Origin of the sequence: Lichenibacterium ramalinae, assembly GCF_004137085.1 — a bacterium.
Classification (GTDB): Bacteria; Pseudomonadota; Alphaproteobacteria; order Rhizobiales; family Beijerinckiaceae; genus Lichenihabitans; species Lichenihabitans ramalinae.
Map to the genome: position 1 here is coordinate 1 of NZ_QYBC01000022.1, position 20,958 is coordinate 20,958.

A 20,958-nucleotide genomic window follows, 5' to 3' on the forward strand; every position below is an offset into this window, starting at 1 on the left:
GCTCGGCCAGGGCGACATGCTCTACATGGCGGGCGGCGGGCGCATCTCCCGCGTCCACGGCCCCTTCGTCTCCGACGGCGAGGTCGAGAAGGTCGTGGCGCACCTCAAGCGCCAGGGCCATCCGGCCTATCTCGACGTCGTCGTGGCCGAGGAAGGCGCCGACGACGGCAAGGCCGAGGCCGCCGACGACAAGCCGGTCTTCGACAAGTCCGCCATGGGCTCGGCGGGGGGCGAGGATGACTCGGACCTCTACGACCAGGCCGTGAAGGTGGTGCTGCGCGACAAGAAGTGCTCGACGTCCTACATCCAGCGCCGCCTCGCCGTGGGCTACAACAAGGCCGCCTCGCTGGTCGAGCGGATGGAGAAGGAGGGCATCGTGGGCCAGGCCAACAATGCCGGCAAGCGCGAGATCCTCGTCTACAGCCGGGACCTGCGCTTCTCCGAGACCCGCGACGGCGAGGACTGATCCTCGAAGCCGCGAAGATGACGGACGGCGGGCTCCGGCCCGCCGTCCTCGATCGACGACCTGCACGCCCAACGGTGAGGTGACGTCGGGCGTCGACCCGCGGCGCCCGGTCCATGGACCCGCGCGGGAGACTGCAACGAGCTCGGTGCCGCCGCGACGACCGACGGATCGTCCGCATTGCTCATCCCCGCGCCGCTCCCGGCCGAGTCCGGCGCGCGGGCGGGAACCGATGGCGGTCTGAAGGCGGAGGCCGGCCGCCTTCCGCAGTCCCCGGCGTTCGAGGGCGTCGTCGCACCGATCCTGCTCCACCCTTGCCGTGCGCTGGACAAGTGGAGGCTCGTCGACTTCTACGAGTTTCGAGGGTCGCTGCATCGCGAACCCCGGCGTCGGCACGTCGCTCGGCGAGGAGGCCGGGCCGGCCGAGAGCGCGGGTGACGCGGGTCGAAAGGATGCGGGCCGTCACCGACACCGCTCCTCGGGCCAGGGCCGGGTTGAAGCGCCGGGCGGAGGGCTCACATGAAGGGCCGGAGGAACGGGATGAGCCACGCGCATGACGAGCCGACGGCAGAGCGGGACGGCTGGCTCCGCCGCGTCGAAGGGCTCTGCGCCGAACGCGGCGTGCAGCTCACGGCCCTGCGTCGCCAGGTGCTCGGCCTCGTCGCCGACGGCGCCGCACCGCTCACCGCCTATGCGCTCATCGACGGGCTGGCGCGCCTGCAGGGCCGGCCGGTGGCGCCGCCCACCGTCTACCGCACGCTGGACTTCCTCGTCGAGAACGGCTTCGTCATCAAGGTCGAGAGCCGCAACGCCTTCGCGATCTGCGATTCTCCCGGCCACCATCACCACGGCATCCTGCTCATCTGCACCCGGTGCGGGGCGACCGAGGAGGTCGACGACCACGACGTCGACGCGTCCCTGTCGCGTCGCGCCGCCGCCTCGGGGTTCAGGATCGACAAGCAGATGGTGGAACTCGAAGGCCTCTGCGGGCGCTGCGCGGCCGCCTGATCAGGCCGCCTCGTCGGCCAGGGAATCGCCCTCCGCCGGCACCGGCACGGCCGTGCTCTCGGCGATGACGCCCGCTTCCTCGGCGTCGAGCCGCGCCGTTTCCGCCAAGTCGAGGCCGAAGCGCACCGCCACCTCGGGGGCGTAGCGCAGCATGTCGGGCCGGAGCCGGATCAGCGCGAGGTCCTTGGCCTTGGCCTCGATCATCACGTCGAACTCCCGGTCCGTCAGGCTCCGCATGAAGCCCATGAACTCGAACGGGTGGACGTAGTCGGCGTGGCCCGTCCAGATCGGCGCCACATGCACGGTCTTGACCTTGCGGGTCTTGCGATCCTTGCGCTTGAGCTCGCGCAGTTCCGTGCGGGGCGACGAGAAGTGGATCTTCGGCCGGACGTCCTCCGGCCAGGTGTCCAGGATGCGCCGCACCGTCTCGCCCATGTCGAGCCGGTCCGGGTTGAGGCACAGGAAGTGCTGGTGGTCGAAGATCAGGCGCACGCCCGTGTGCTGGTGGATCCACAGGACGTCGGAGGCGCTGAAGCGGATGTCGTCGTGTTCCAGCACCAGCCGCCGCCGCACCGGCTCCGGCAGGCCGTGGAAGGTTTCGACCCAGCGGGCGTTGCTGGCCTCGCGGTCGCCGTAGGTGCCGCCGACATGGATGACCATCACGGCCTCGGGGCCGAGCTCCATGAGGTCGAGCATCTCGGCCTGGCTCAGCAGGTCGGCCGTGCTCTTGCGGACCAGCTCGGGGTCGGGGCTGTTCAGGACGATGTATTGCGAGGGGTGAAAGGACAGGCGCAGCCCCTGCGCCCGCGCCCGCGCGCCCACGGCGGCGAGGTCCGCCGCGCTGTCCCGCACCATGGTGTGGAACTGCGGCATGTCGGGATGGGTGGCGTAGGGGGCGAGGTCGGAAGACATGCGGTACATGTCGATGCCGTGCCGCCCGAGGTAGCCGAAGATGGCGTCGAGGTATTCGAGGCTGACTCTGAGATGCGGATCGGCCTGCCAGCGCCGGGTGTCGTTGCTCTTGAGGTCGGGCCGGCCCATGACCTTCACGGGAAAGCCGAGCCTCAACCGCCCGACGGGCGGCGGAACCTCGGGGCCGACCATCCGTTTCGTCGCTCTCGCCATGTCGCCCGCTCGTCCCCGCCGCAGTCCTGGGGCGGCAATCCTCTTCGGAAGCGCAAAGTTGCGCGCCGGCCGGAGGGCGGGATGCCGCGGCGGCGCGCAGCCGGTCAGTAGGGGCGCTGCTGGTTCGCCCGGATGTTGTTCTGCACCTGGTCGATCACGGCGTTGTTGCGCTGCTGCGCCTGATGGATGTTGTTCATCACGGTGGTGTGCTGCCCGACACCGACGTAGCGCGCCGCGACGGGCCGCACGCGGTGCCGCGCCTCCGCGCCTCCCGTCGAGGCCGCCAAAGCGGCGAGGGCCGCGAGGGCGGCTCCCGTGGTGGTCATGCTCGTCGTCATGATGCTGGCTTCCCCGTGTCGGTGGTTTCTGCGGAAACAACGCGGGCCATCTGCGTTCCGTTCTGGCGGCGTTGACGTGCCGCGGGGATCGGAGCGGTGCCATGGATCTCGGTCTCGGTGGACGGCGTGTGCTCGTCACGGGCGGCTCGAAGGGGATCGGCCTCGCCTGTGCGGCAGCCTTCGTGGCGGAAGGCGCCATCGTCGCCGTCTGCTCCCGGGACGCCGGCAACCTCGAGGCGGCGCGGCAGCGGCTGCCGGCCCTCAGGGCCTTCGCGGCCGACTGCGCCGACGCCGCGTCGGCCGCCCGCATGGTGGCGGCGGTCGAGGACGAGGTCGGCCCGCTCGACATCCTGGTCACGTCGGCCGGCGCCGCGCGACGCACGCCGGTCGAGGATCTGACGCCGGACCATTGGCGTGCCGCCATGGACGCCAAATACTTCGCCACCGTCAACGTCCTCGACCCGGTGCTGAAGCGCATGGCGGCCCGCGGCCGCGGCGTGGCCATCACGGTCATCGGCACGGGCGGCAAGGTCGCGTCGCCCATCCACCTCGCCGGCGGGGCCGCCAACGCGGCCCTCATGCTGGCCACGGCCGGGCTCGGTGCCGCCTATGCGCGGCAGGGCCTGCGCGTCGTCGGGGTCAGCCCCAGCCTCACCGACACGACGCGGGTCGCCGAAGGCCTGGCGGCCGACGCCGCGGCCCGCGGCATCGCGCCCGAGGAGGCGCGCGAGCGCATGCTCGCCGGGCTGCCGCTCGGCCGCATGGCCAGCGCCGAGGAGGTGGCCGACACGGTTCTGTTCCTGGCCTCGGACCGCGCCGCCTACATCACCGGGACGACGCTGTCGGTCGACGGCGGACAGCATCCCGTGGTCCTGTAGGGCGTTGGGCCTTGACCGCCTGCCGCTTCCGCCGTAGCCGCATCGTCGGACAAAAACGCGGGAAGCGATACGAACATGGCAGGAAACGCGGGGGTCGGCACCCCCCTCCAGGGGCCGCCCATCGAGGGCACGGCCGCCCGCGGCGGCGTCGCGCCCGGCTCGGGCCTCGGCCGCATCGTGCTGGCGAGCCTCGTCGGCACCACCATCGAATTCTACGATTTCTACATCTACGGCACGGCCGCCGCCCTGGTCATCGGCCAGGCCTTCTTCCCGACGTCGGCGCCCGGCACCCAGGCCCTCAACGCCTTCCTGACCTTCGGCATCGCCTTCGTGGCCCGGCCGGTCGGTTCGGTGCTGTTCGGCCATTTCGGCGACCGCGTCGGCCGCAAATCGACCCTCGTCGCCTCCATGCTGGTGATGGGCCTGTCGACCTTCCTCATCGGCGTGCTGCCCGGCTACGCCACGGCCGGCGCCCTGGCACCCTGGCTCCTGTGCGGGCTGCGCTTCGGCCAGGGCATCGGGCTCGGCGGCGAGTGGGGCGGGGCGGCCCTGCTGGCGACCGAGAACGCCCCGGCGGGCCGGCGGGCCTGGTTCGGCATGTTCCCGCAGCTCGGGCCGCCGCTCGGCTTCCTGCTGGCCAACGGCCTGTTCCTGGCGCTGCTGCTCGGCTTCGGCGAGACCACCTTCGTGGCCTGGGCCTGGCGCGTCCCCTTCCTGGTCAGCGCCGCGCTGGTCGGGATCGGGCTCTACCTGCGCGTCTCCATGCAGGAGACGCCTGCCTTCCTCGAGGCGATGCGGCGGCAGGAGCGCGTGCGCGTGCCGCTGGCCGAGGTGCTGGGCCGACACTGGCGCCCGCTGATCCAGGGCTCGCTGTCCATCGTCGTCTGCTATGCGCTGTTCTACATCTCGACGGTGTTCGCGCTCGGCTACGCGGTTGGCACGCGGCACATGCCGCGCTCGGACGTGCTCGGCATGCTCTGCGGCGCGGTCGTGTTCATGGCGATCGCCACGCCCATCTCGGCCGCGCTGGCGGACCGGTTCGGCCGCCGACCGGTGCTCATGACGGCCAGCGCGCTCGCCGCCCTGTCGGGTTTCCTGATGCCGGCCATGCTGGGCGGCGGCACGCCCGGCGAGGTCCTGCTCTTCCTGTCGATCGAGCTCGGGCTCATGGGCCTCACCTTCGCGCCGCTCGGCGCGCTGCTGCCGGAGCTCTTCCCGACGCGCGTGCGCTACACCGGGGCCTCGTCGGCCTACAACCTCGGCGGCATCCTGGGCGCCTCGCTGGCGCCCTACGCGGCTCAGCAGCTGCTGGACCACGGCGGCCTCGCCTGGGTCGGCTACTACGTCACGGGCGCGGCCGCGATCAGCTTCCTGGCGGTGGCGAGCATGCGCGAGACCGGCCGGGGCTGAGCGGCCCCGGCCGTCACCGGGTGATGCCCGGCACGTGGGTGGTGGCGAGGCCGAAGCCCGCGTGGATGGCGACGACGGGCAGCAGCCGCTCCAGCGCATGCAGCATGGTGCCGTCGATCGGCACCGGCTCCTCGGGATAGTCGTCCCAGCCGAGGCCGAGGTCGAAGAGCGGCTTCAGGGCCGCGGGCCGCGCCCAGAACATCGTGCCGATGGGGAAGTCGATCGATCGCGGAATCTCCATGGCGGGGTCCATGCGCCGCGCGATGTCGCGGGCGATCTCCCGGTCGAGGCTCCATCCCGTGAGGTTGGGGTCCTCGGGGAAGACGAGCCCGAGCGCCGGGTCGGCGGCAAAGCGATCGAGGATCAGGTCGGCCATCGGGGCGAGGTCGCCCAGGAGGTTCTGGAGCAGGAAGCCGTGCCAGCGCGTGCCGAGCTCCACGCTGAGGCCGACCGAGGTGAGGGCCAGGCTCCGCTTGCCGTGGATGTGGCCGAAGACGTCGTAGCCCTGCAGGGCTTCGGCGAAATGGGTGAGCATGGGGCCGACGTCGCGGCCGCGGTTGGGGCAGGCCGCGACGATCACGCGCCCCCGGTCGTAGGGGGCGAAGCGGGCGCGGAGCTCCTCGGCCTTCTCGGGCGCGGTGGTCGACACGAAGAGGTCCAGCGCCGCCGTGTTGGCGGCCAGCGCCGCCAGCATGTCGCCGGCGAGTTCCGGATAGTGCAGGTGGATGTGCAGGGCGGCCCGCAGCGACGTCCCCGCCCCGCGCGCCGGCGCCGCCATGGCGGCCTCGGGCGTCAGCACCGGATGGGTCCAGGGCCCGGACGGCTTGCCGGCGCGGATCCAGTGGGCCAGCGGGTTGGGATACGGCACGGCGTCGAGGGCCGGGTGGTGGTCGGCATAGGTCTGGGGCACGAAGCCCAGGGCCGGCCGGCGGCAATATTGCTCGGCCTCCTGACCCGAGGCGGCCTTGCGCACGTGCAGGCGCACGGCTTCCTCCCGGGTGAAGTGCTCGTGCGGGTCCTGCCAAAGCTCCGCCGCGAACGTGTCGTCGGCCAGCAGCAGGGCCACGTCGTCCCGCTCCTGCGCCGCGATGGCCTTGGCCCTGGCGAAGACCGGCGCGAGGCGGTCGATGTAGCGCGCCATGGGGAACTCGCGCCCGCTCCGCTCGCGCAGCGCCGCCCCCATGACGGCGCGCCGCTCGGGCTCGGCGAGGAGCGTGGCGAGGACCGCCCCGGCCCGATCGGCATCGAGGTAGCCGACCGACAGCGGCGCCGTGACGGGATCTTCCGCCAGCCAGTCGGCGAAGCCGTTGGCGCCGGCGAAGCACACGACGGGTCGTCCGGCGAGGGCGGCATCCATGGCGACGTTGGGGAAAGGGTCGAGGCGCGACGAGATCATCACGGCATCGGCCGCCGCATAGGCGCCCTCGAGGTCGTCGACGGCGTCGAGGAAGACGAGGTCGATGCCGAGGCCGGACCGCTTCACCTGGTCCTGCAGCCAGTCCCCGTACAGGCCCTCCGGGTGGGGTTTGGGCGTGTGGCCGATCCACACGAAGCGGGCCGCCCGCGGCCCGAGGCGCCGGGCCGCCGCCATGGCGCAGGAGACGAAGAGGTCGGGCCCCTTGCGCATCGAGACGGTGCCGAGGCCGAGCACCACGGGACGCGTCCCGTCCCCCCGCACGGCGCGGAAGACGGCGTCGCGCTTGGCCGCCAGGGCTTCGGGCGAGGCGGCCGGGGCCCGGGGGTCGGCCGGCACCTCCGAGGCGCCCTGGTGGAACACCTGGCTGTTGCGGCCGGTGATGCCGGGCCAGCAGGCGAGGGCCGCCTCGCGCTGGGTTTCGGCATCGAAGACCACCTGCCCGGAGAGCATCATGCCGCTCTGCAGGCGCGCCTGCGATTCGGGACCCGTCGGGTATTCGTGGACCAGCGTCACCGTCGGCACGCCGGCCGACGCGAGGCCGACCAGCAGCGGCTGGCACTCGATCGAATTGCACAGCGCCGCCTCGAAGGCGAAGCGCTCGGCGAGGTGGCGTCCGAACCGGGCCATGTAGAACCAGGTGAGCTGGCTCTTGCGGAACGGCCCGACGACGAAGGCCGCCTCCTCGACGAAGAGGTCGGCGAGGTCGCCCACCGGGTTCAGCAGCACGACCACGAGGTTGTGGCTGCCGTTGAGGTGCCGGGCGAGGTTCCAGCCGAGGATCGGCGCCCCGGTCCGGCTCGCCTCGTGGCAGGCGAGCAGCAGGGTCGGGCGCGACGGGTCGAAGGGCCTGGCGCCGGGGCGGATGTCGCGCTCGGGCTCGAACAGCGCGGTGCGCCCTTCCGTGCGGCCGTAGCGCGCATAGTGGATCAGCAGCCCGATGTCGGAACCGGCGACCTCGCGGTGGAGGTCGGCATAGACGGCGGGGTCGAAATGCGGGTTGGGGCGCAGGCCCTCGCGCTCGCCCCGCGCCACGTAGTGCTCGGCCGCCGCGAGATCGCTGACGGCGCCGAGCCGCGCGGTGGCCCGGTAGGCGGCGGCGTCGAAGAGCCCGGTGTCGAGCACCCAGACGCTCTTCGGGTCGGAGACGGTCTCGCCGGGGCCGACGTGGTGGCCGGGCGGGTGGAGCCCGCCGGGACGCGCCGGCGCGGCGCGGCGCCCGCCGCCGGACCGCCTGTGCCGCAGCGTCTCGACGGCGGCGCGGACCGGGCGCGTCACGCGCCAGGAGGTCGAGCCCAGCATCGCGTCCATCCGCTGGCGGAGTTCCTGGTTCTCGCCCTCGAGGATCGCGATCCGCTCGGCGAGGCGCCGGGCCTCCCAGGCCTCCGGGCTGGTCCCGGCCGGGCGATCGGGATCGTTCTGGGTCGCGTCGGACATGCGCAGGAGGCCTTCTGGATGGGTCGTGCGGCGGTCAGCCGGCGAGCAGCTTCAGCGCCGCCTCGTGCAGGCGCGGGTCCCCCGCCGCCACCACGGCGCCGCCGCCGGCCGCGTCCCCGCCCGACCAGCTGGTCACGACACCCCCCGCCCCCTTGATGATCGGGATCAGGGCGGCGATGTCGTAGGGCTTGAGGCCGCTCTCGATCACGAGGTCGACGTGGCCCGCCGCCACCATGCAGTAGCTGTAGCAGTCCCCGCCGAAGCGGGTCAGCTTGGCCCGGGACGCCACGCGCTCGAAGCGGGGAAGATGGTCACCGTCGAGCAGCCCCGGGCTCGTCGTCATCACGACGGCCTCCTCGAGGCTCCCGCAGGGCCGGGCGCGGAGGTGATGCACGATCTCGGTGCCGAGGTGGTTGCGCCCCCGCCAGGTGGCGCGGGCATTGTCGCCGAAGAACGATTCGCGCGTGAAGGGCTGATGCATCACGCCGTAGACGGGCACGCCCCGGTGTTCCAACGCCACCAGCGTGCCCCAGGTCGGCAGGCCCGAGATGAAGCTCTTGGTGCCGTCGATGGGATCGAGCACCCACACGTATTCGGCGTCCGGCTGGTGGTCGTCGAACTCCTCGCCCACGATGCCATGGGCCGGAAAGGTCGACAGGATGCGGCTCCGCATGGCGTTCTCAGCCGCGCGGTCGGCTTCCGTCACGGGGTCGAAGGCGCCCCGGCCGTTCTTGTTCTGCGCCTGGAGCGCCGTGCGGAAGAACGGCAGGATCGCCTCGCCGGCGGCGACGGCGAGTTCGGCGACGAAGGGTTCGAAATCGACGATCGTCATCGGGGCTCCGCAGCGGGGCGCGGGCCGGGACGGCCCAGGGCGAGAAACCGCACCCATAGCACCGGGCCGGTACGGGCTCCAGGGCGATGGGGTCATCGAGCGATGGGCGATCGTTCGACCGATCCGTCCCGCCTCGCCCGACAGACCGCTTGATTTTGTGCGGCGCACATGGCATATGTTGCATCGCGGCAGCAATGCCGTATGCCCTTCTTGGGCGTTTCCTCCCTAGACTTGGGCCGCTCGCCGAAAGGCTGAGCGGCCTCTTTCTTTCGGGGCCCCGCTCCTCGACGCCGCGCCCGCCCCCGGCATCATTCGGCCGCCATCCGCTCGGATCCGCGGCTCGCCGCCGCGATCGACACGGCTTCGACCACGGCGTGGAGATCGCGGGACAGCGCGTCGAAGCCGGGGCCGCGCGCGATCGCCCGCTCGTCCATGTAGAGGCCGCGGTTGATCTCGATCTGCAGCGCGTGGCATCCCGCGCCGGGCCGGCCGTAATGTTCCGTGATGAAGCCGCCCGCATAGGGCTTGTTGCGTTCCACCGCATAGCCGAAGCGCCGCAGCTCGCTCTCCGCCACGTCGACGAAGAGCGGCGCGCAGCTCGTGCCGTAGCGGTCGCCGAGCACGAAATCCGCCTTGGTCTTCTCGTCCCGCCACGTCGTCGGATCGGCCGTGCCGGTCACCGAGGACGAGGGCATCGAGTGGCAGTCCACCAGAACGGCGAGGCCGAAGCGTCGCAGGGCGCGGTGCAGCAGCTCCTGCAGGGCGGCGTGGTAGGGCTTGTGCAGCTCGTCGATGCGCCGCAGCCCCTCCTCGACGCTCATGCGCTTGGCGTAGATCTCCTGGCTGTCCCCCACCACCCGGGCGATGGTGCCGAGCCCGCCCGCCACCCGGACCGAGCGGGTGTTGACGTAGGCCGGGAGGCGCCCCTCGAACATGCGGGGGTCGAGTTCGTAGGGCTCGCGGTTGAGGTCGAGGTAGGCGCGCGGGAAATGCGCCCGCAGCAGCGGCAGGCCGAGCGACACGGCAGGCTCGAACAGGTCGTCGACGAAGGCATCCTCGGACTTACGCAGGCTGGCGGCGTCGAGCCTCGCGCTGCGCAGGAACCGCGACGGGTAGACGCGTCCGGAATGCGGCGAGCTCAGCACGACGGCGCTGGTCAGGGCCACCGGCTCCAGCACCTCGAAGGGTGGGTCGAACTCCGGCCCGCCCGGATCCTGGCCCTCGTCCCCTCCCGTCCGCGCCATCCCTCGCCCTCGTCCCCGTCCGGCCTTCCTCGTCGGCGCCACTCTGCCGAAGGCTCCCGGCCCTGTCCACGGACAGATGAGCCGTGGTCCCATGCCGTCGGCGTCCCCGCCCCATGCCGTCGGCGTGCCCGCCCCTGCGGGTCGTCCGGGTTGACGGCTTTTTCACGACCACATGCGACACTGTCGACGGGCCCGCCCCGGCGGCCCCGCATTCGGGCGCGAGCCGCGTTAATTTTACGGCCCGTTAACCACTCAAACGTTCTATGGTTAATGCCGGGAACCGGGCCTTTGGGGAAGTCGAGGAAGGGATGATGGACGCAGCCGCCGACCAGGCCACGAAGATTCTGCTCGCCGAGGACGACAACGACATGCGTCGCTTTCTCGTCAAGGCGCTGCAGAATGCCGGTTTCACCGTGACGTCCTTCGACAACGGCCTCGCCGCCTACCATCGGCTGCGCGAGGAGCCGTTCGAGCTGCTCCTGACCGACATCGTCATGCCCGAGATGGACGGGATCGAGCTGGCGCGCCGCGCCACGGAACTCGACCCCGACATCAAGGTCATGTTCATCACGGGGTTCGCCGCCGTGGCGCTCAACCCCGACAACAATGCCCCGCGCGAGGCCAAGATCCTGTCGAAGCCCTTCCACCTGAAGGACCTCGTCGGCGAAGTGCAGCGGCTGCTGGCGGCCTGAAGGCGCCGCCGCCTCGGCGGCTCGCCCGATCCCATCGACCCCGCGAAGGGACCCGGCGCGCCCGCGCCGGGTCCCTTCGCGCGTTTCAGGCTGCGCCCGCCAGCGCCTCCGGGCTCGCCGGCGTGATGGCGACGCTTTCCCCGCAGCCGCAGGCCGAGGTCTGGTTGGGGTTCTGGAACACGAAACCCGACGACAGCTTGTCGACCTTGAAGTCCATCTCGGTGCCGAGCAGGAACAGCACGGCCTTGGGGTCGATGAGGATGCGCACGCCCTTGTCCTCGACGATCTCGTCGGACGGAGCCGGCGCGCCGGCCATCTCCATCGTGTAGGACATCCCGGCGCAGCCGCCGTTCTTCACGCCGACGCGGAGCCCGAACGGGGGCGTGTCGGCCTGGCTCATGATCTCCTGCACCCGGCCCGCCGCCGCATCGGTGAGCGACATGACCTGATAACGTTTCCTGGCAGCCATCGTGATCTCTCCCACCGGCGGATGACGCGCGGGGTCTGACACCAATGTAGCGGTTCCGACGGCCGGAAAAAAGGCCGATGCCGGTCAAGGCTCCCGGCCGCCGTCCGGCGCGGCGGCATCGGCCGCGGTTTCGGCCCCGGCATCGCGCCCCGCCCTCCGACGTTCGGGCGCGGGGGCGGGCGACCAGGGGCGGTCCTCGCCGATGCCGCGCGCGTCCCGGCGGCGCCAGCCCTCGCCGTCGCGGCGCAGCGCCACGGCGCCGCTGGCCGCCAGCGCGAGCCGGTCGATCACCACCGGGGCGGCGCAGGGCCGCGGCGCCACGAGCGTCGTCACGACGATGCGGGCCCGCCGGCAGTCCTCGGCGAAGGCGGCGGCATCGGCGACGAGCGACACGAAGCCGCCGCCCGGCAGCGGCGCCACGCAGCCGAGCTTGTCGCAGCGACGGCCCGGCAGGGCGACCTCCCCGTGGCCGGAACCGCCGAGGTCGCGGGCGTCCCCGTCGGCCCGCAGCCATTGCTCGGCCGTGAAGGCGCCCGGGCGGCCGAGCGTGCCGAGGCGGCCGTCCGGCTCCCGAAGCGCCAGGGCGTCTCCCGTCGCCGCGACCAGGATGTCGTCCCGCGCGCCCGATGCCGCCCCGGCGAGCCCCAGGGCCAGCAGGGGCACGGCCGTCAGCCGCAGCAGGAGGCTGCGCCAGATCACGACGGACAGCAGCGCCAGGGCGAGGCAGGGCAGCGCCCAGGGGGCGAAGTCCCGGAGCGGCACCGTCGACAGGGGGGCGGCGCCGAGGATGCGGGCCACGGCCAGCACGATGCGGATGCCCCAGCCGACCCAGTGCCACACCGGCGCGTCGAGCCCGAGCGGGTAGAGGATGGTGCCGAGCAGGGCGCCCGGGACGGCGAAGACCTCGATCATCGCCAGGGTCAGGGGGTTGCCGATGAAGACGTAGGGGCTGAGTTCGTGGAACTCCGCCGCCATGAACGAGGCCGTGGCGAGCGTGGCGAACAGCGTCGCGGTGAGGAGGTGGACGACCCCCTGCCCGGCCCGCGCCGCCCGCCCGCGCCACGGCGGCCGGGGCGCGGCGCGGGGCGGCGGCTCGGCGAAGAGGTCCGGCGGCGCGGCGCGCCAGCGGGCCTCCTGCACGGCGATCAGCGCCGCCACGGCCGCGAAGGAGAGCTGGAAGCTCGCGCCCGCGATCTGCTCGGGCTCGATGGCGATCACCAGCAGGGCCGCGAAGGCGAGGTTGCGCATCGTCATGGCGCGGCGCCCCGCCAGCACGGCCGCCAGCACGATCACCGTCATGAAGAGGGCCCGCTGCGTGCCGACGCGCGACCCCGTGCCGATGTCGTAGGCCACGGCGCCGACGATCGCGACCCCGGCCGCCCAGGCCTTGATGGGCCGCCGCAGCGCCAGCGCCGGGCTCAGTGCCAGCAGGCGCCGCGCCAGCCCGAACAGCAGGCCGGCGACCAGCGTCATCTGCACGCCCGCGATGGTGATGATGTGGAAGATGCCGGCCTCGCGGATGACCTCGCGCCCGCCGGCCGAGAGCAGGTCGCGCTTGCCCGTCACCATGGCGGCCGCGATGGCGCCGGTGTCGTCGCCGCCGACGACGGCGTAGACCCGCAGTGCCAGGGCGTTGCGCGCCCGGTCGACGGCCCGGTGCAGCCGCGCCGCGGCGTCGCCCGGCGCGGGCTCCGGCAGCGTGACGATCGGCCCCAGGATCGAGCCGACGGCGCCGATGCCGGAGAAGAAGGCATCGCGGGCGAAATCGTAGCCGCCCGGCAATGCGGCACGGGCGGGCGGCAGCAGGCGGGCCTTGAGCCTGACGCCGTCGCCCGCCGCGACGGAACCGGGCCGCCGCGTCGTCAGCCTGACGCGCCGGGGCCGCTGCTCCGGCGCGAGGCCTTCGGCCGTCTCGACCGCGACCAGGATGCGGGCGCCCGTGGCGCGCAGGTCGACCTCCTCGACCGTGCCGGTGAGCGTCACGATGCGGATGCGGTCCAGCATCGGGGTGGCGACGCTGCGTGACCGGACCTCGCCCGACAGGAACCCCGCCGCCAGCGCCAGGACGCCCAGCGCGGCGCCGCAGGGCACGGGCCGGCCGCGCAGCAGCACGGCCGCGGCGAGCGCCGCCGCCGCGAGCAGCGACGGCAGCCAGGGCGAGGGCTCGACGTCGGCCGACAGGTAGAGGAGCACGCCGGCGCCGGCCGCGACCGGGAGCCACAGGAAGAAGCGCCGTTCGTCCCGTTCCTGCGCGAAGGCGCGCGACAGGGACCACCCGCGAAACCGCGCCGCGACCGCCGACGGGCGGTGCGGACCCGCCAGGACACCCGCCAGGACATCCACGAGGACACCCGCGAAACCACCCTGGCCGGACGCGTCGGGCACGGCGGTCCTCCGCCCTTTGTGGGAACCGGACCTTCATGTTAGAGCGGCGCCGCGCCGGCAAGGCCCCTGCCTGCCGGTTCCCGCTTCGTTCCGGATAATAAAGTGCAGATGCCATGCCCGAGCCCGTGATCACGCGCTTCGCGCCGTCGCCGACGGGCTTTCTTCATATCGGCGGCGCCCGCACGGCGCTGTTCAACTGGCTGTTCGCGCGCCGCCACGGCGGCACCATGCTGCTGCGCATCGAGGACACGGACCGCGAGCGCTCGACCACGGCCGCCATCGACGCCATCCTGGACGGGCTGAAGTGGCTCGGGCTCGATTGGGACGGCGAGGTCGTCTACCAGGCCAGCCGCGCCGATCGGCACCGGGACGCCGTCGCGCAGCTCCTGGCCGACGGCCGCGCCTACCGTTGCTACGCCACACCCCAGGACCTCGAGGCCATGCGCGAGCTCGCCCGGGCCGAGAAGCGGCCGCCGCGCTACGACGGGCGCTGGCGCGACCGCGACCCCGCCGAGGCGCCGGCGGGCGTGAAGCCCGTGATCCGTCTGCGGGCGCCGCTCGACGGCACCACCACGCTGAACGACGCCGTGCAGGGCAGCGTGACTTGGGCCAACAAGGACCTCGACGATCTCGTCCTTCTCCGCTCGGACGGCAGCCCCACCTACATGCTGGCCGTGGTGGTGGACGACCACGACATGGGCGTCACCCAGATCATCCGGGGCGACGACCACCTCACCAATGCGGCCCGCCAGATGCAGATCTACGAGGCCCTGGGCTGGCCGGTGCCCGCCATGGCGCATATTCCGCTGATCCACGGGGCGGACGGCGCCAAGCTGTCGAAGCGCCACGGGGCGCTCGGCGTCGAGCAGTATCGCGCCATGGGCTACCTGCCCGAGGCGCTGCGCAACTACCTGCTGCGGCTCGGCTGGAGCCAGGGCGACCAGGAGTTCTTCTCCACCGACGCCATGGTGGCGGCCTTCGACCTCGGCGGCGTCGGCCGCTCGCCGTCCCGCTTCGACTTCGCCAAGCTCGAGAACATGAACGGCCACTACCTGCGGGCCGCCGACGACGCCCATCTGGTCGATCAGCTCGTCGCCAACCTGCCCCACCTGCCGGGCGGCGACGCCTTGGCGGACCGGATGGACGCCGGGGCCCGGGCCAAGCTGCTGGCCGCCATGCCGGGGCTGAAGGAGCGCGCCAAGACGCTGGTGGAACTGCTCGACGGCGCCCAGTTCCTCTTCGCCGCCCGCCCCCTCGCCATGGATGCCAAGGCAGCCGAGATCCTGGCCCGGAGCGCCGACGTGCTCCCCGCCCTGCTGGCGCGGCTCGAAGCGCTGGACGACTGGACCGCCGCCACGACCGAGGGCGCCGTGCGGGCCTGCGCCGAGGAGACCGGGACCAAGCTCGGCCAGGTGGCGCAACCGCTGCGCGCCGCCCTCACCGGCCGCTCGACCTCCCCAGGCATCTTCGACGTGCTCGCCGTGCTCGGCCGCGAGGAAAGCCTGGGACGCCTGCGCGATGCGCAGCCCCACCATGCCGCCCCATGACGGACCGCACAGCTTGACGGCAAGTGCCGATGATTTAGCTTTGGTGCAACGCACAAGGCCACGCTGGGCCTCCGCGAATCGCGCCTGCCCCCCTCCACCGTCGCAGAGGCTCCTCCCATGACGCAGACTCCTGGCAAACTTCAGGTCGACGACAAAGCCGTCGATCTGCCCGTGAGGGCGGGCACCATCGGGCCGTCGGTCGTCGACATCGGCAAGATGTATGCCCAGACCGGCATGTTCACCTACGACCCCGGCTTCACGTCGACGGCGAGCTGCGAATCCAAGATCACCTATATCGACGGCGACGAGGGCGTGCTGCTGTACCGCGGCTATCCCATCGAGCAGCTGGCCGAGCACGGCGACTTCCTCGAAAGCTGCTACCTGCTGCTCTACGGGGAGCTGCCCACCAAGGCGCAGAAGGCCGAGTTCGACTACACGGTGACGCGCCACACGATGGTGCACGAGCAGATGGCGCGGTTCTTCGCCGGCTTCCGCCGCGACGCCCATCCCATGGCGGTGATGACCGGCGTGGTCGGGGCGCTGTCGGCCTTCTACCACGATTCCACCGACATCTCGGACCCCAACCAGCGGATGGTCGCCTCGATCCGCCTGATCTCCAAGATGCCGACCCTGGCCGCCATGGCCTATAAGTACACGATCGGCCAGCCCTTCGTTTATCCCAAGAACGAACTCGACTTCACGTCGAACTTCCTGCGCATGTGCTTCGCGGTTCCGTGCGAGGAGTACAAGGTCAACCCGGTCCTGTCGCGGGCGCTCGACCGCATCTTCATCCTGCACGCCGACCACGAGCAGAACGCTTCGACCTCGACGGTGCGGCTGGCCGGCTCCTCGGGCGCCAACCCCTTCGCCTGCATCGCGGCGGGCATCGCCTGCCTGTGGGGACCGGCCCATGGCGGCGCCAACGAGGCGGCGCTGAAGATGCTGGCCGAGATCGGCACGGTCGATCGCATCCCCGAATACGTCAAGCGCGCCAAGGACAAGTCCGACCCGTTCCGCCTCATGGGCTTCGGCCACCGCGTCTACAAGAACTACGATCCCCGCGCCAAGATCATGCAGAAGACCTGTCACGAGGTCCTCAGCGAGATGGGCATCAAGGACGACCCGCTGCTCGACGTCGCCGTCGAGCTGGAGCGGATCGCCCTGTCGGACGAGTATTTCATCGAGAAGAAGCTCTACCCGAACGTCGATTTCTATTCCGGCATCACGTTGAAGGCGCTGGGCTTCCCGGTGTCCATGTTCACCGTGCTGTTCGCCGTGGCCCGCACGGTCGGCTGGATCTCGCAGTGGAAGGAGATGATCGAAGACCCGAGCCAGCGTATCGGGCGCCCCCGCCAGCTCTACACGGGCTACGACAAGCGCGACTACGGCCCGATCAGCGAACGCTGAGAGCCGGCGACCGGATGCCCTGTCGCTGAAAACAAGGACAAGTTGTTTTCAGCCGGCATCCGACCGGAAGGCCGAGACCGTCACGGACGCTGAGCGTGCGAGGTCTGGAACCGGCCGGCGGTCGACCCGGCCGGCCGAAACGAGACGCAGCGGGGGACCCGTCCATGCAGGCCTATGACGAATCCAACATCTTCGCCAAGATCCTGCGCGGCGAGATCCCCTGCACCAAGGTCTACGAGGACGACGCCGTCCTCGCCTTCATGGACATCATGCCCCAGGTCGAGGGGCACGTGCTGGTGATCGCCAAGGCGCCCTCCCGCACGCTGCTGGACACCGATCCCGCGGTGCTCGCCGCCGTGATGCCGCGCGTCCAGACGGTCGGCCGCGCCGTCGTGAAGGCGCTCGCTGCCGACGGGCTGACGCTGATGCAGTTCAGCGAGGCCGCGGGCGGGCAGACGGTGTTTCACCTGCATTTCCACCTGATGCCCCGCCGCGACGGCGTTCCGCTGCGGCCGCACGAGGGGCCGATGGCGGATCCGAAGGCGCTGGAGCGGGTGGCGGCGCGGATCCGGGCGGAACTCACCTAGGCGCCTGGCGTTCGCCCTCCTCATGCGTGGGGGATGCCAGAATGATCGAGGCCGTGATTTTCGACGTGGACGGGACGCTGGTCGACAGCGTCGACCGGCACGCCGAGTCCTGGGAACGCGCTTTCGCCCGGTTCGGCAAGGACATCCCCTTCGCGAAGCTGCGGTCGCAGATCGGCAAGGGCGGAGACCAGCTGATGCCGGTCTTCCTCGACGCGGCGGAGCTGAAGCGCTTCGGCGCCGACATCGAGGCCGCGCGCGGCGCCATCTTCAAGGCCGAGTCGCTGCACCGCGTGAAGGGCTTCCCGGGCTGCACCGCGCTGTTCGAGGCGCTGCGGGCGCGCGGGCTGCGGATCGCCCTGGCGTCCTCGTCGAAGGCGGCGGAACTCGAGGTCTACAAGCAGGCCGCCGGGGTCGACGGGCTGACCGACGTCGAGACGTCCTCCGACGACGCCGACCGCTCCAAGCCCCATCCCGACATCTTCGCCGCCGCCCTGGCCAAGCTCGACCTCCCGCCCGGACGCGCGATCGTGGTCGGCGATACGCCCTACGACGCGGAAGCCGCCCGCAAGGCCGGCATCGCGGCCATCGGCGTGCTCTGCGGCGGCTTCCCCGCCGAGGACATGCGCGCGGCCGGCGCCACCCGCATCTACCGCGATCCCGAGGACCTGCTGGCCCACATCGACGAATGGGCGGCGTGACCCACCCGGCTCAGTAGCCGCGTGGATAGACCGCCTGGGTCTTGAAGGGGGCGACGCGGGGCAGTGGCACCAGCACCAGTTCGGCGTCGACCGCGCCGGGACGGCTGCCGGGGTTGTTGTAGAGCACCGGCAGGGGCTGGCCCGTGAAACGGCTGCGGGCGAGCCGCATGACGTGGCGCACCGGCGCCTCCACGGTGCCGACCCTCAGGCCTTCGGCCGTGTAGGCCGGAAAGACCACGATCCGCGGCAGGCATTCGGACCGGACGGGATCGCAGGCCCAGGCCGCCGGTGCGGCCAGCAGGCCGGCGGACAGCGCCGAGGCGAGGGCGAGGGTGAGACGCATGGCGGGCTCCCGTGCGGCGGCGCGATGCCGCCGCCGCCGGGAGGATCGGCCACGGAGCTTTCCGGTTCCCTGACGGTGCGGCTTTTTTGCCGTGCGAGGTCGTCAATGGCCGTGGCGTGCCGGCCCGGGGTGCAGCACGCCGCCGGTGAGCGGAGCGCCCACGCCCGTCGTGCCCGGGAAGGTGATGGGCAGGCCGCGGCAGGCGCGCACCGCCAGATAGGCGAAGGCCTGCGCCTCGATGGCGTCGCCGTCCCAGCCCAGCGCGGCGGCCCCGGTGACGCGGCAGGGCAGGCGCCGGGCGAGGCCCGCCATCAGCACGGGGTTGCGGGCGCCGCCGCCGCAGACCACCAGCACGGCCGGCGTGGCGGGCAGGTGCTCCAGCGCGCGCGCCACGCTGGCGGCGGTGAAGTCCGTCAGCGTCGCGGCGGCATCCGCGGTCGACAGCGGCGCGACGGCCGCGCGGGACCAGGCGTTGCGGTCGAGCGACTTCGGCGGGCGCGCGTCGAAATAAGGGTGGCGCATCAGGTCGGCGACGATCGCCGCGTCGATGCGCCCCTGCCCGGCCGCCGCGCCCTCGCCGTCGAAGGCCGCGCCCGTTCGCTCCAGCATGAGGTCGTCGATGAGCGCGTTGCCCGGCCCCGTGTCGAAGGCCAGCGGGTCGCCGCGCTCCGGCAGGAAGGTGATGTTGCCGACGCCGCCGAGGTTCAGGATCGCCGCCGGAGCCGCGAGGCCGGCCGAGCGCGCCAGGGCGCGGTGGAACACCGGCACCAGCGGCGCGCCCTGCCCGCCCGCCGCCACGTCGGCGGCGCGGAGGTCGGCCACGACGGCGACGCCGCTGGACCGCGCCAGGGCGGCGCCGTCGCCGATCTGCACGGTCAGCCGCCGCTCCGGCCGGTGCAGCACGGTCTGCCCGTGGAAGCCGATGACGGCGAGGCCCCGCGCCGCACCGGCGTGGGCGGCGGCGAAGTCGCGCACAGCCGCGGCATGCAGCGCCGTGATGCGGGCCTCGGCCTCGGCGAGGGCGCCCGGCCGGGCGTCCCGGTCGTCGAGCGTCGCGGCCTCGGCGAGCGCCCGGCGCAGCAGCGCCCGGTCGGGCTCGCCGAAGGGCGCGAACCCGGTCGGCCCGAAGGCGAGCCGGTCCTCGCCGTCCGTCTCGACGAGGGCGAGGTCGATGCCGTCCATCGACGTCCCGCTCATCAGACCCAGTGCCAGCATCGGACCCCTCCTCCCAAGCGCGACCAGGGTGCCACCCCATCCTTGCCGGTGCGTGAGCGGGCCAGGGTCGCGGAAGTTGCGCGGGCCCGCAAGACGCCATAGACGGGCCGCAACGGCCCCGGCCGTCCCGTCCCGAACATCCGAGTGCCCCCATGTCCGCCAGCCCCGAGCAGGCTCAGCCCGCGTCCGACTTCCTCCGGGTGATGCGCGAGCGCGGCTACGTCCACCAGATGTCGGACGAGGCCGGCATCGACGCCCTGGCCAAGGCGGGCCAGCTCAACACCTACGTGGGCTACGACTGCACGGGCCCGTCGCTGCACGTCGGGAGCCTCGTCTCCATCATGATGCTGCATTGGCTCCAGGAGACCGGGGCCGGCAAGCCGATCGTGCTCATGGGCGGCGGCACCACCCGCGTCGGCGACCCGTCGGGCAAGGACGAGGCGCGCCAGATCCTCACGCTGGAGCAGATCGAGGCCAACAAGGACGGCATCAAGACGAATTTCCAGCGTCTCGTCCGCTTCGGCGACGCCGCCGCCGACGCCGTGATGGTCGACAATGCCGAATGGCTGACCAAGCTCAACTACATCGACTTCCTGCGCGACGTCGGCCGCCACTTCTCGGTCAACCGCATGCTGTCGATGGACAGCGTGAAGATGCGGCTCGACCGCGACCAGGAACTGTCGTTCCTCGAATTCAACTACATGTGCCTGCAGTCCTACGACTTCGTCGAGCTGAACCGGCGCTTCGGCGTTCGCCTGCAGATGGGCGGCTCGGACCAGTGGGGCAACATCGTCACGGGGCTCGACCTCGGCCGGCGCATGGGGGCGCCCCAGCTCTACGCCCTCACCTGCCCGCTCATCACCACGGCCTCGGGCGCCAAGATGGGCAAGACGGCGGCGGGCGCCATGTGGCTCAAACCCGACATGCTGAGCCCCTACCTCTACTGGCAGTTCTGGCGCAACACCGAGGACGGCGACGTCGGTCGGTTCCTGCGCCTGTTCACCCTACTGCCGATGGACGAGATCCGGCAGCTCGAGGCGCTCGGCGGCGCCGAGATCAACGAGGCCAAGAAGCGCCTCGCCACGGCCGCCACGGCGCTGATGCACGGCGAGGAGGCGGCCGAGACGGCGGCCGAGACGGCGCGGCTGACCTTCGAGCAGGGCGCCCTGGCCGAGGACCTGCCGAGCGTGGCGATCCCGCACCTCGAGCTCGAAGCCGGCCTCGGCGTGCTGTCGGCCTTCGCCCGCGCCGGCCTCGTCGCCTCGACCAGCGAGGCGCGCCGCCAGATCAAGGGCGGCGGCCTCAAGGTCAACGGCGACACCGTGACGAGCGACGCCGCCACGCTGCGGCCGGGCGACGTGGTGGCGGGCGCCATCAAGCTGTCGCTCGGCCGCAAGAAGCACGTGCTGCTCAAGCCCGAGTGAGGCGAGCCCCGCGGCGGAGGCCGGGACGGGCGTCCGTCCTGG

At 72.1% G+C, this 20,958-nt stretch carries 19 protein-coding genes; 10 read left to right on the plus strand and 9 right to left on the minus strand.

What is annotated here, in order from left to right; genetic code table 11:
- On the plus strand, positions 1-466 hold a 466-nt coding region (locus D3272_RS21995; RefSeq protein ID WP_281010999.1), incomplete at its 5' end, for a DNA translocase FtsK.
- A gap of 537 nt (positions 467-1,003) precedes the next feature.
- Positions 1,004-1,471 (plus strand): Fur family transcriptional regulator, encoded by a 468-nt coding sequence (locus D3272_RS22000; protein WP_129221367.1) that lies wholly within the window; start codon positions 1,004-1,006, stop codon positions 1,469-1,471.
- Here the strand turns inward: D3272_RS22000 and uvsE are convergent, their stop codons facing one another.
- Both uvsE and D3272_RS22010 read right to left on the minus strand, forming a co-directional pair.
- Positions 1,472-2,596, minus strand: a complete 1,125-nt coding sequence (uvsE, locus tag D3272_RS22005) for a UV DNA damage repair endonuclease UvsE (RefSeq protein ID WP_245496722.1) — start codon at positions 2,594-2,596, stop codon at positions 1,472-1,474. It abuts the gene before it with no gap.
- A 104-nt stretch (positions 2,597-2,700) separates the two neighbouring features.
- A complete protein-coding gene (locus tag D3272_RS22010) occupies positions 2,701-2,934 on the minus strand; it encodes a hypothetical protein (RefSeq protein ID WP_129221368.1) in 234 nt (77 codons plus the stop codon).
- A 101-nt stretch (positions 2,935-3,035) separates the two neighbouring features.
- Here D3272_RS22010 and D3272_RS22015 point away from each other — a divergent pair, with 101 nt between their 5' ends.
- Positions 3,036-3,812, plus strand: a complete 777-nt coding sequence (locus D3272_RS22015) for an SDR family oxidoreductase (RefSeq protein WP_129221369.1) — start codon at positions 3,036-3,038, stop codon at positions 3,810-3,812.
- Positions 3,813-3,887: 75 nt separating this feature from the next.
- Positions 3,888-5,222: an MFS transporter gene (locus D3272_RS22020; protein ID WP_129221370.1), complete on the plus strand. Its 1,335-nt coding sequence runs from the start codon at positions 3,888-3,890 to the stop codon at positions 5,220-5,222.
- Between the two features lie 13 nt (positions 5,223-5,235).
- Here D3272_RS22020 and D3272_RS22025 read toward each other — a convergent pair whose 3' ends face one another.
- From D3272_RS22025 to D3272_RS22035, 3 genes are all read right to left on the minus strand, one after another.
- Complete coding sequence (locus D3272_RS22025) at positions 5,236-8,073, minus strand: rhamnan synthesis F family protein (protein ID WP_129221371.1); 2,838 nt, start codon at positions 8,071-8,073, stop codon at positions 5,236-5,238.
- A 34-nt stretch (positions 8,074-8,107) separates the two neighbouring features.
- Positions 8,108-8,905: a histidinol-phosphatase gene (hisN, locus tag D3272_RS22030; protein WP_129221372.1), complete on the minus strand. Its 798-nt coding sequence runs from the start codon at positions 8,903-8,905 to the stop codon at positions 8,108-8,110.
- A 308-nt stretch (positions 8,906-9,213) separates the two neighbouring features.
- Complete coding sequence (locus D3272_RS22035) at positions 9,214-10,149, minus strand: N-formylglutamate amidohydrolase (protein ID WP_129221373.1); 936 nt, start codon at positions 10,147-10,149, stop codon at positions 9,214-9,216.
- Positions 10,150-10,460: 311 nt separating this feature from the next.
- Between D3272_RS22035 and cpdR the strand changes: the two genes are divergently transcribed.
- Entirely contained in the window at positions 10,461-10,841 is a 381-nt protein-coding gene (gene cpdR, locus D3272_RS22040) for a cell cycle two-component system response regulator CpdR (protein WP_129221435.1), read from the plus strand.
- An 85-nt stretch (positions 10,842-10,926) separates the two neighbouring features.
- On the opposite strand, the gene D3272_RS22045 is transcribed toward cpdR, so the two are convergent.
- A complete protein-coding gene (locus D3272_RS22045; protein WP_129221374.1) occupies positions 10,927-11,310 on the minus strand; it encodes a HesB/IscA family protein in 384 nt (127 codons plus the stop codon).
- A gap of 84 nt (positions 11,311-11,394) precedes the next feature.
- Positions 11,395-13,695 carry a ComEC/Rec2 family competence protein gene (locus tag D3272_RS22050; RefSeq protein ID WP_129221375.1) on the minus strand — a complete coding sequence of 767 codons (2,301 nt, stop codon included), beginning with the start codon at positions 13,693-13,695 and terminating at the stop codon, positions 11,395-11,397.
- A gap of 113 nt (positions 13,696-13,808) precedes the next feature.
- Between D3272_RS22050 and gltX the strand changes: the two genes are divergently transcribed.
- The 4 genes from gltX to D3272_RS22070 all read left to right on the plus strand — a co-directional run bounded on the left by gltX (position 13,809) and on the right by D3272_RS22070 (position 17,934).
- On the plus strand, positions 13,809-15,242 hold the full coding sequence (gene gltX / locus D3272_RS22055) for a glutamate--tRNA ligase (RefSeq protein ID WP_129221376.1): 1,434 nt from the start codon (positions 13,809-13,811) through the stop codon (positions 15,240-15,242).
- A gap of 117 nt (positions 15,243-15,359) precedes the next feature.
- A complete protein-coding gene (gltA, locus tag D3272_RS22060) occupies positions 15,360-16,649 on the plus strand; it encodes a citrate synthase (RefSeq protein ID WP_129221377.1) in 1,290 nt (429 codons plus the stop codon).
- 164 nt (positions 16,650-16,813) lie between these two features.
- On the plus strand, positions 16,814-17,236 hold the full coding sequence (locus D3272_RS22065; protein WP_129221378.1) for an HIT family protein: 423 nt from the start codon (positions 16,814-16,816) through the stop codon (positions 17,234-17,236).
- Between the two features lie 41 nt (positions 17,237-17,277).
- Positions 17,278-17,934, plus strand: coding sequence for an HAD family hydrolase (locus D3272_RS22070; RefSeq protein WP_207210286.1), 657 nt, complete (start codon positions 17,278-17,280; stop codon positions 17,932-17,934).
- A 10-nt stretch (positions 17,935-17,944) separates the two neighbouring features.
- On the opposite strand, the gene D3272_RS22075 is transcribed toward D3272_RS22070, so the two are convergent.
- Together D3272_RS22075 and D3272_RS22080 are read right to left on the minus strand one after the other, a co-directional pair.
- Complete coding sequence (locus D3272_RS22075) at positions 17,945-18,277, minus strand: hypothetical protein (RefSeq protein WP_129221379.1); 333 nt, start codon at positions 18,275-18,277, stop codon at positions 17,945-17,947.
- A gap of 102 nt (positions 18,278-18,379) precedes the next feature.
- A complete protein-coding gene (locus D3272_RS22080; protein ID WP_129221380.1) occupies positions 18,380-19,492 on the minus strand; it encodes an anhydro-N-acetylmuramic acid kinase in 1,113 nt (370 codons plus the stop codon).
- A 152-nt stretch (positions 19,493-19,644) separates the two neighbouring features.
- Here D3272_RS22080 and tyrS point away from each other — a divergent pair, with 152 nt between their 5' ends.
- Positions 19,645-20,916 (plus strand): tyrosine--tRNA ligase, encoded by a 1,272-nt coding sequence (gene tyrS / locus D3272_RS22085; RefSeq protein WP_129221381.1) that lies wholly within the window; start codon positions 19,645-19,647, stop codon positions 20,914-20,916.
- The last annotated feature ends 42 nt before the right edge of the window (positions 20,917-20,958 follow it).

What these genes read in the sequence shown, in the direction of transcription:
- D3272_RS22000 (WP_129221367.1), top strand. Translation starts at nt 1,004, where the DNA reads ATGAGCCACGCGCATGACGAGCCGACGGCAGAGCGGGACGGCTGGCTC.
- uvsE (WP_245496722.1), bottom strand. Translation starts at nt 2,596, where the DNA reads ATGGCGAGAGCGACGAAACGGATGGTCGGCCCCGAGGTTCCGCCGCCC.
- D3272_RS22010 (WP_129221368.1), bottom strand. Translation starts at nt 2,934, where the DNA reads ATGACGACGAGCATGACCACCACGGGAGCCGCCCTCGCGGCCCTCGCC.
- D3272_RS22015 (WP_129221369.1), top strand. Translation starts at nt 3,036, where the DNA reads ATGGATCTCGGTCTCGGTGGACGGCGTGTGCTCGTCACGGGCGGCTCG.
- D3272_RS22020 (WP_129221370.1), top strand. Translation starts at nt 3,888, where the DNA reads ATGGCAGGAAACGCGGGGGTCGGCACCCCCCTCCAGGGGCCGCCCATC.
- D3272_RS22025 (WP_129221371.1), bottom strand. Translation starts at nt 8,073, where the DNA reads ATGTCCGACGCGACCCAGAACGATCCCGATCGCCCGGCCGGGACCAGC.
- hisN (WP_129221372.1), bottom strand. Translation starts at nt 8,905, where the DNA reads ATGACGATCGTCGATTTCGAACCCTTCGTCGCCGAACTCGCCGTCGCC.
- D3272_RS22035 (WP_129221373.1), bottom strand. Translation starts at nt 10,149, where the DNA reads ATGGCGCGGACGGGAGGGGACGAGGGCCAGGATCCGGGCGGGCCGGAG.
- cpdR (WP_129221435.1), top strand. Translation starts at nt 10,461, where the DNA reads ATGGACGCAGCCGCCGACCAGGCCACGAAGATTCTGCTCGCCGAGGAC.
- D3272_RS22045 (WP_129221374.1), bottom strand. Translation starts at nt 11,310, where the DNA reads ATGGCTGCCAGGAAACGTTATCAGGTCATGTCGCTCACCGATGCGGCG.
- gltX (WP_129221376.1), top strand. Translation starts at nt 13,809, where the DNA reads ATGCCCGAGCCCGTGATCACGCGCTTCGCGCCGTCGCCGACGGGCTTT.
- gltA (WP_129221377.1), top strand. Translation starts at nt 15,360, where the DNA reads ATGACGCAGACTCCTGGCAAACTTCAGGTCGACGACAAAGCCGTCGAT.
- D3272_RS22065 (WP_129221378.1), top strand. Translation starts at nt 16,814, where the DNA reads ATGCAGGCCTATGACGAATCCAACATCTTCGCCAAGATCCTGCGCGGC.
- D3272_RS22070 (WP_207210286.1), top strand. Translation starts at nt 17,278, where the DNA reads ATGATCGAGGCCGTGATTTTCGACGTGGACGGGACGCTGGTCGACAGC.
- D3272_RS22075 (WP_129221379.1), bottom strand. Translation starts at nt 18,277, where the DNA reads ATGCGTCTCACCCTCGCCCTCGCCTCGGCGCTGTCCGCCGGCCTGCTG.
- D3272_RS22080 (WP_129221380.1), bottom strand. Translation starts at nt 19,492, where the DNA reads ATGCTGGCACTGGGTCTGATGAGCGGGACGTCGATGGACGGCATCGAC.
- tyrS (WP_129221381.1), top strand. Translation starts at nt 19,645, where the DNA reads ATGTCCGCCAGCCCCGAGCAGGCTCAGCCCGCGTCCGACTTCCTCCGG.